Origin of the sequence: Moraxella sp., assembly GCF_030525845.1 — a bacterium.
Taxonomy (GTDB): domain Bacteria; phylum Pseudomonadota; class Gammaproteobacteria; order Pseudomonadales; family Moraxellaceae; genus Moraxella.
Map to the genome: position 1 here is coordinate 176764 of NZ_JAUNDY010000001.1, position 8111 is coordinate 184874.

Genomic DNA, 8111 nt, shown 5'->3' on the forward strand with positions numbered 1-8111 from the left:
TCGTTTTTATTATTTATCAATTTACTTTTTAATGGATAAAATGATTTTTAATAAGTTTTATTGATAAAAATAGTAAAAATAGGGCAATATCATGAATTTTTTACATTAGGCTTATCATGGCGACCTTTGACCATTCTAATACAAACAAATTTAAAGCATTGGCGGCGGCTGTGGCACTTGTATTGCATGGCTTGGCGGGCTACGGTTTGGCACACATGACCATGCTAAACATTGAACCACCAAAGATTACCCCGCCCTTAGAAATTCAAATGATTACCATTAATAATGAGGAGTCGCCAGAACCTTTACCTGTGCCAACGCCAGAGCCGACCCCCACACCAACCCCAACCCCAAAGTCGGTATCTGCCCCAGCACCCCCCAAATTTGTCCCGCCACCTAAGGTAGAGCCTGTTAAGCCACCACCAAAAGTGGAAAAACAAGAACCTAAAAAAGAACCCCCCAAAGAAGTGGCAAAAAAAGAACCTAAGCGGGAACAACCTAAACCTGAGGTGGATTTGTTGGCACAACAAAAAGCCCAAAAAGCCTTTGAGTTGCAACAAGCACAAGAGCAAGAACAGGCTCGTAAAAAAGCCCAAGAGGCTGAAAATGCCAGAAAGGCACAAGAGGCTGAAAATGCTCGTAAAGCCCAAGAGGCGGAGAACGCCAAAAAGCGTAGTGAACAAGGTCAAGGTAAGGGTGGCGATGGTAAAGACACCAAAACCGACAACAAAGACAAGGGCGACAAAACTGCCAAAACAGGCAATGACAAGGGTGGCGATAAAGGCGACAAGGGTGGTAGTGCTGGTGGTGGCGAACTCAAAGGACAAAATCTGTCCATCTCCAATGCCAGTTGGCAGAGTAAACCCAATTGGAGTGGTTTGACCTCTGAAAAACTAAATGGTTCTGCCAGCTTTACCGCCACATTAACCGTTGATGCTAGTGGCAGGATTACTGCTGTCTCTGGCGTAAGTACTGGCGATAAATCATTGGATAGGCAGATTGAGCAGGCGATTAAGCGTGCCAAATTAAAACCCTTTAAGTCGCCAAGCGGTCAGCCCATGTCAGGTACAGCGTCTTTTGGGGCAACGGTTAATTTTTAACCAGCGGTATTTTTACAGATTATTTTTTAACATACTTTATAAGGAATGATTATGGATTTTGCACATTATTGGCAATATACTGACGCAGTGTCAAAAACGCTGTTTTTTATTTTGATTGCCTTATCATTGGTGTCATGGTTTGTGGGTGTTACCCGTCTGCTAAATTCTCGCAAAATTGTAGGCGAGATTAGTGAGGATTTAACCAGACAAATTGATGGTATTAGCAAAGATTTTGAGGGCTTGGATTTTAATCAACGCAAAATCATTACCGAACAAAACCTACTGCAACACATCGCTCGTCATCGTTTTGAGCTTGAAAAAGGCTTGTCCGTGCTGGGGACGACCGCCAGTATTGCCCCCTTTATTGGACTCTTTGGTACGGTGTGGGGGATTTTTCACGCCCTACATTCCATTGGCAAATCAGGACAGGCAGGACTTGCTCAGGTGGCAGGACCTGTGGGCGAGGCACTCATCATGACAGGTTTGGGATTGGCGGTGGCGATTCCTGCGGTGGTGTTTTTTAACATCATCACTCGCACCAACAAACGAGCCATGCACCACGCTAATGATACCGCTCATGCTCTCTTGGCTCGTATGGCTCGTTAATTTAAAGTATTAAAAATTAAGGAATTATCATGGCTTTTGAATTGGGCGATAACGACAATGGGGGTATGAACGAGATTAATCTCATTCCGCTCATTGACATCATGCTGGTCTTGATGATCATCTTTTTGGTAACAGCAACGGTGCTAAATCCTACTGTACCACTTGACTTACCAAAAACCAGTGCAGAGGTCAATGAAATGCCTCCGCAGGTGTTGCAAGTCAGTATTAATCAGCATGGGGAGATTTTTTGGGATGACACCAAAATCACTCTCGATGAGCTCGGCAAACGATTTGCCAGCGAAGCCGAAAAGGGCGAAAACCCACAGGTGCATCTGCGTGCCGACAAAGAGGGCAAATATGACATGGTTGCCCAAGTGCTAGCAACCGCTAGCAGTTCTGGATTGACTAAAATTGCATTTGTTAGTGAATGATTGTAAATTATGATGTAAAACCCTGCTTTGGCGGGGTTTTATTTTATAAAAGCCTTTTTATCATATTTTATTTGTGGTAAACTGATAATTTTATCTTAAATATAACCATGCGTATCCGTAAACTCTTTAAATTTGAAAATGCCCACATCGTCCGCAACTGCTCGTCCGACCGTTGCAAATATTCCATTCACGGACATAGCTATCAAGTGGAGCTAATTTTACAAGCCAATGCCCTTGACAATGGGCAAATGGTCTATGATTTTGGACTATTAAAAGGGCATATCAAAGATGTGATTGACAGCTTTGACCACGCCATCACTTTTTGGCATAAAGATGACCCTGAATATATCAAGGCGTGCCAGACTTTCTCGGCTCGTTGGGTAAGTTTGCCTGTCTCGCCATCGGCGGAGCAGTTTAGCCGTGTAATATTTTTTTGGGCAAGTGAAATTTTAAAACAAACCGTCATGCAAAATGGCGAAGCGGACATTAGCGTGTATTCGGTTATCGTCCACGAAACCGCCACAGGTTATGCTCAATGTTTTTATGAAGACATTATCAATCCACAAATGGGATTATTAACTTTGGCGGATTTTGAATTTAGCGATGATGTCAAAAAAGAGTGGGGCGACCCATTGTTATGGGATAAATTAAAAAATGGCGAGAAGTTTTATAATCCAAAAGTTGATTTGCAAGTAAAGCCTTAAATCTAAAAAGTATTGATAAAGTCATAAAATGAACCAAAAACAATTTACCTTAAATAGCGAAACCGACACCCAAGCCTTAGCCCAAACCCTTGCCGATGAATTTAAAACTTTATCAGGCAGTATTTGGCTATCTGGCGATTTGGGGGCAGGCAAGACGACTTTTACCCGTTATTTTTTGCAAAGTCTTGGACATGCAGGAGCGGTAAAAAGTCCAACTTATACGCTGGTTGAGCCGTATTTAATTAACGGCAAACCCATTTATCATTGTGATTTATATCGCCTAAATGACCCAGAAGAATTAGAATTTATTGGCTTTTTTGATTATGTCAATGAACCTAATTCTTTAATGATTATTGAATGGGCAAGCCGTGCGACAAGTATTTTACCAAAGGCGGATGTTGTAATTGAAATTAAAAAATTGGATGATGATAGTAGAGAAGTAACAATCATTCATAAGAACAATCAATAATTTTTTTATAATGAAGCACAAAAAATTATCCGTCATACTGCATATTATCTTAGTGATTTTTTATATCATTGTTTGGTGTGTGATTTTTTTAATTGGTGCATTGCACATAAATATTGTTATTTTTGATGATGAATATAGAAATAAACTAAATTGGGAAAATGCTAATATTGCACAGACAACAAATTTAACTCTTTATACTCATCAATCAAATGGTAAAAAATGCCATATAAGTTTGTATGAAGTTAATGAAAGTGGTATTATTGATTTTAAAAGTACACCTGTTATTCCGATTTATCAAAATTTTGATATAGAAAATAGCAATATTCCTTGTGGCAATATTGATAATCATATTTCTTTAAAATTGGATAATTTAGTTATATTAAAATCCAAAAAATCAACCAGTAGAGAACCGATTTATATTTTTAATAATAAGTATAAAGATGAGCAATTTGACTTTGAGCATCATTATCATTTTGTTTCTGGTAGGGTAATTGATAAAGAAAGTTCATTATATTTGCAGACTATTACTAACAATGCAAAACCTGATGATGATAAAGTATATTACAAAATTAAGCGATATGCTTTAATTATTATTTTATGTTGCTTAATTTTATTTTCTGTTTACAAATATCTGTCATTTACCAGAAGAAAACTTTGGATAAAGAGTGGATATTATTTTATTACAACCATTGGTTTGGGATTTTTGTTAGCTTATTTCTTTATTGAATTGTTGTAGGAAATACAATAAAGACTATCAAGTTAATAATTTTATATAAATAAATTGGAAAACAAAATGATAGAAAAAATTCAAAATAAAAAAACATTTTTAGGCTTAAAAATTGTTTTGTTCTTTTGTTTATTTTGTTCGCTAATCTTTGATGGGGAATTATCCAAATTTATCCATTTTGTTTTGCATGATAAATTTATCAATGTCGCTTTCGCTTTATTTATTTTTATCATTTTTACCAGTATTGCTTTATTTATTGAATTTTTGTTCATAAAAATTTTAAAAACGGTCGATATTACGCTTGATAATTATGCAACTTTAATGGTTGATGCCACCATTTTGTTTGCCCTTGTCAAATTTTGGCAATATTTATTTTGGCTTTATGATTTTTAAAAATGAATTTAAATTATAAAAACCTACCCGACAACACCGTCCTATCCTTAATTGCCCCTACTGCCAGCGGTAAAACTGACTTGGCGTTTGAATTATATCAAACAGGGCGGTTTGAGCTAGTTTCGGTGGACAGTGCCTTGATTTATCAAGATATGAACATTGGCACAGCCAAACCCACCAAAGACGAACTTGCCAATTATCCGCATTATTTGGTGGACATCATCACGCCCCTACAAACTTATAATGTGGCGAGCTTTGTGTCCGATGTTGAGAGGTTGATTGACAACATTCACCAAAACGGCAAAATCCCTCTACTCGTTGGCGGGACGATGATGTATTACATGGCACTGCTTGATGGCTTGTCTGCCGTGCCTGACACCGACCCTGCCATTCGCACGCAGGTCATGGCATGGCTTGATGAGCGTGGGATTGGCGATTTGTATGCTTATTTACAAACGCACGACCCCAAAATTTGTGAGCGGTTAAAGGTCAGCGACACTCAGCGCATCACAAGGGCGGTGGAAGTGCATTTACAAACAGGCACGCCAATGAGCGTGTGGCAAGCCATCCCTAAAACTGCTCCCTGCCACAATCCTGCCCAACGCTGGCTTACCTTATCGGTAGAGCCTGACCGAGCTTGGCTGCATGAACGAATTGAGAGACGGCTTAACCTCATGTGGGAGCATGGTTTGGTGGATGAAGTGATACAGCTTTTACAAACATACCCCGAACTCACCCCCGACATGCCGTCCATGCGATGTGTGGGTTATCGACAGGTGCTGGAATTTTTGGCAATGACGGGGCATGATGTCATGCAGATTTCTCCCATTTGGCAACAATTTACCCAAGATGTGCAAAAAACTCATACAATTATGACGAAAAAAAACAACAATTTTGTAACAAACCCCCAAAAATTACATAATTTGGCTTGCCAAGACATGAAAAATAAGGCATTATATGCAACAAGACAGCTTGCCAAACGTCAAGCCACATGGCAACGTAGCCTAGCTCGTCTTAATCACGCACCAACAATAACACAGACAACTCAGGGTGTGTACCGCCCCGTGATGTTGTCATTTGATGGCATACAACAAGTACAAGAGCAATTATTATACTAACGCTATTTGTACATACAAAAAATACATGTTATCAAAGTTCCATAAGGTTGGTTAATTATTTTGGTTTGTTTGGAGAACACTATGTCAAAGGGGCAGAGTTTGCAAGACCCATTTTTAAATGCACTACGCAAAGACCGTATTCCTGTGTCTATTTTCCTTGTCAATGGCATCAAACTGCAAGGTCAGATTGAATCCTTTGATCAGTATGTCGTGCTGCTTAAAAATACCGTCAGTCAAATGGTTTATAAGCATGCCATTTCTACGGTTGTTCCTACTCGTAACCCACGCACTGACGGTGGGATCGCTCCAACATCTGGTGGCTACCCAGCACAAGTGGGTGGTGTCAGTGGCTATCCAAATGCAGGTTCAGGCTACCCCAATGCTGGTTTTGAGCGTCAAGGTTTTGGTGCTGGGGCTGGTACGACACGTCCTGTTGGCGGATTTACTCGCACTCCGCCCAATCAAGGTTTTGGTCAAGGCGGGTTTGAGCGCAGTGGATATCAAAGTGGCGGTATGGGCTACAATCAAGGTTTTGAACGTGCAGGGTTTGAGGAGCGTGGCTTTGATGGCAAAAACTTTGAGCAAAATGACCGCACTTTTGACAATAAATCTTTTGATAAAGATGATGTGTCATAGTTGTGTATAAAACAAAACCCACAGATTGTGGGTTTTTTTATTGGCGGTCATTAAAGCAGGGAAATTTGGGTGTAATACTGCTTGGACTTGCAGTATCATGATTGTGATTTATGACCAAATTTAATCTGTATTAACTTTTTATTCTGATAAGCGAACAAACACCAGCTCTGGACGGTTAAAAACTCTTGGCACTCTGGTGCTCTCTCGTGCCAAGCCCCGACTGACGATAAATTTACTTTTACCCTTTTTATCATCAAATTCGTACAATCCACCTGCGTATTTAGGCAAAAATCCTTGATTGGGGGCAAATACGCCATTAATCAAAAATGGTACTCGCCATTGTCCGCCGTGGGCGTGTCCTGATAATATCACATCAAAGTCATGATTACGATATTCATCAATATGCTCTGGGCGATGACTTAATAACACATTCACGGCATTTTTATTTAAATCGGTCGTTACTGCTTTTAAATCTTTATCAAAATAACCACCATCAGGGTCAGAAATTCCGTGAATGATGACATTGGTACTGGGTATGGCTATGCTTTTACCATGAATGATTGATATGCCGTGATTGTGAATTTTAGCCATCACTTTATCATAATCTGCTTGGGGTAGCCAATTTTCGTGATTGCCATCCACATAATAAGTGGGGGCAATGGTGGGTAATTGGCTTAATAACACATCGGCATTATCAAAAGAGCGTTTGTCATCATAAATATCCCCACCCAATAATATCACATCAGGCTGTTTTTGTTTTAAAATATCCACAAGCCATTTTTGATTGTCGCCATAATAGCAGGCGTGTAAATCGGTAATGAGGGCGATATTAAGATTTTTATTGCCTTTAAAACCCACATCATCAAATTGATAATCTACCACCTTTAATAAATGACTATAAATCAGTATGGCAAAAATAACCAATAAAGCCATTAAACGAATGATAATGGCTTTTTTATGTTTAACAAAAGATGATAACATTAGGGCAAAATCCGCTCTCTGACCCATTTGTCATTTTCTTTTTTATAGACAATGCGGTCATGCATACGGTTGGCTCGACCTTGCCAAAATTCAATTTTATCAGCAATCAAAAGATACCCACCCCAAAACGCTGGGCGTGGGACATTCTCACCAAATTTTGCCGATAATTTAACAAAGTCATTTTCCATTGTTTCACGGCTGTCCACCACGCCACTTTGGGGGCGACTGACCCACGCTGCTAGCTGACTGTCTTTGGGGCGAGAGTTAAAATAAGCGTCCGAAAGTTCTTCGTCCAATTTTTGCACCGCCCCGCTAATGCGAACTTGGCGTTCCAAATCCGCCCAAAAAAACAGGCATTCGGCATGGGGATTTTGTGCCAAGTCTTGCCCTTTATCGCTGTCATAATTGGTATAAAACACGAGTAGCACCTCATCGCCACGCTCCACCACTTCACGCATAAGCACGGTGCGTACCGAAGGGCGATTGTCCGAGCCACAAGTCGCCACGCTCATGGCATAAGGCTCTTTGACTTGTTCGGCAAGAGCATCTTTTATCCATCGGTCAAATAATGGATAAGGCGTATTGCCAATGTTTTTTTCAATCAATTCGTCTTTTTCATAAGAAAGACGGCTGGCACTAAAATCAATTCCCATAAAGTTTACCTTTTATTAAAACTATATTAATTTATCTTGACTTGGTAATTTAAAAGGTGGGTGCGTGGTTATATCCACAAGAATAATTTCACTATCAAATCTTTGATAATGTAAAATATACTCGCTTGTCATATCGCCATCATCGCCAACATATTCTGGAATGCCAATATGATAATGCCATAAACAATGTTTTTGGGCATAATCAAAATTAGCCCGTTGTTTTTTGGTATGGATATTGTTTGGGGCGGAGAATTTATTGCGTCCTTGTAAACCACGCAAGCCGTTTTGTTCCA

11 protein-coding genes and 1 pseudogene are annotated in these 8111 nt (G+C 39.7%); 9 read left to right on the top strand and 3 right to left on the bottom strand.

Annotation, left to right across the window (positions count from 1 at the left end; all coding sequences use genetic code 11):
* Window positions 1-116 precede the first annotated feature (116 nt).
* The 9 genes from Q4B79_RS00890 (at window position 117) to hfq (ending at window position 6184) form a co-directional block, all read left to right on the top strand.
* Entirely contained in the window at window positions 117-1100 is a 984-nt protein-coding gene (locus Q4B79_RS00890; RefSeq protein WP_303084533.1) for an energy transducer TonB, read from the top strand.
* Between the two features lie 51 nt (window positions 1101-1151).
* Window positions 1152-1706, top strand: coding sequence for a MotA/TolQ/ExbB proton channel family protein (locus tag Q4B79_RS00895; protein WP_303084534.1), 555 nt, complete (start codon window positions 1152-1154; stop codon window positions 1704-1706).
* Between the two features lie 29 nt (window positions 1707-1735).
* Window positions 1736-2137: a biopolymer transporter ExbD gene (locus tag Q4B79_RS00900; protein WP_303084535.1), complete on the top strand. Its 402-nt coding sequence runs from the start codon at window positions 1736-1738 to the stop codon at window positions 2135-2137.
* A 107-nt stretch (window positions 2138-2244) separates the two neighbouring features.
* The gene (locus Q4B79_RS00905) at window positions 2245-2841 is read left to right on the top strand and encodes a 6-carboxytetrahydropterin synthase (protein ID WP_303084536.1); all 597 of its coding nucleotides are present in this window, start codon (window positions 2245-2247) and stop codon (window positions 2839-2841) included.
* 28 nt (window positions 2842-2869) lie between these two features.
* Window positions 2870-3310 (top strand): tRNA (adenosine(37)-N6)-threonylcarbamoyltransferase complex ATPase subunit type 1 TsaE, encoded by a 441-nt coding sequence (gene tsaE / locus Q4B79_RS00910; protein WP_303084537.1) that lies wholly within the window; start codon window positions 2870-2872, stop codon window positions 3308-3310.
* 10 nt (window positions 3311-3320) lie between these two features.
* On the top strand, window positions 3321-4046 hold the full coding sequence (locus tag Q4B79_RS00915; RefSeq protein ID WP_303084538.1) for a hypothetical protein: 726 nt from the start codon (window positions 3321-3323) through the stop codon (window positions 4044-4046).
* Between the two features lie 57 nt (window positions 4047-4103).
* Window positions 4104-4430: a hypothetical protein gene (locus Q4B79_RS00920; protein WP_303084539.1), complete on the top strand. Its 327-nt coding sequence runs from the start codon at window positions 4104-4106 to the stop codon at window positions 4428-4430.
* A 2-nt stretch (window positions 4431-4432) separates the two neighbouring features.
* Window positions 4433-5548 carry a tRNA (adenosine(37)-N6)-dimethylallyltransferase MiaA gene (miaA, locus tag Q4B79_RS00925; RefSeq protein ID WP_303084540.1) on the top strand — a complete coding sequence of 372 codons (1116 nt, stop codon included), beginning with the start codon at window positions 4433-4435 and terminating at the stop codon, window positions 5546-5548.
* A gap of 81 nt (window positions 5549-5629) precedes the next feature.
* A complete protein-coding gene (hfq, locus tag Q4B79_RS00930) occupies window positions 5630-6184 on the top strand; it encodes an RNA chaperone Hfq (RefSeq protein WP_303084541.1) in 555 nt (184 codons plus the stop codon).
* A 138-nt stretch (window positions 6185-6322) separates the two neighbouring features.
* On the opposite strand, the gene Q4B79_RS00935 is transcribed toward hfq, so the two are convergent.
* The 3 genes and pseudogenes from Q4B79_RS00935 to Q4B79_RS00945 all read right to left on the bottom strand — a co-directional run.
* A complete protein-coding gene (locus tag Q4B79_RS00935; RefSeq protein WP_303084542.1) occupies window positions 6323-7117 on the bottom strand; it encodes a metallophosphoesterase in 795 nt (264 codons plus the stop codon).
* A 47-nt stretch (window positions 7118-7164) separates the two neighbouring features.
* Window positions 7165-7818, bottom strand: a complete 654-nt coding sequence (gene pdxH / locus Q4B79_RS00940; RefSeq protein ID WP_303084543.1) for a pyridoxamine 5'-phosphate oxidase — start codon at window positions 7816-7818, stop codon at window positions 7165-7167.
* A gap of 21 nt (window positions 7819-7839) precedes the next feature.
* A pseudogene (locus Q4B79_RS00945) lies at window positions 7840-8111 on the bottom strand (hypothetical protein); the annotation flags it as partial.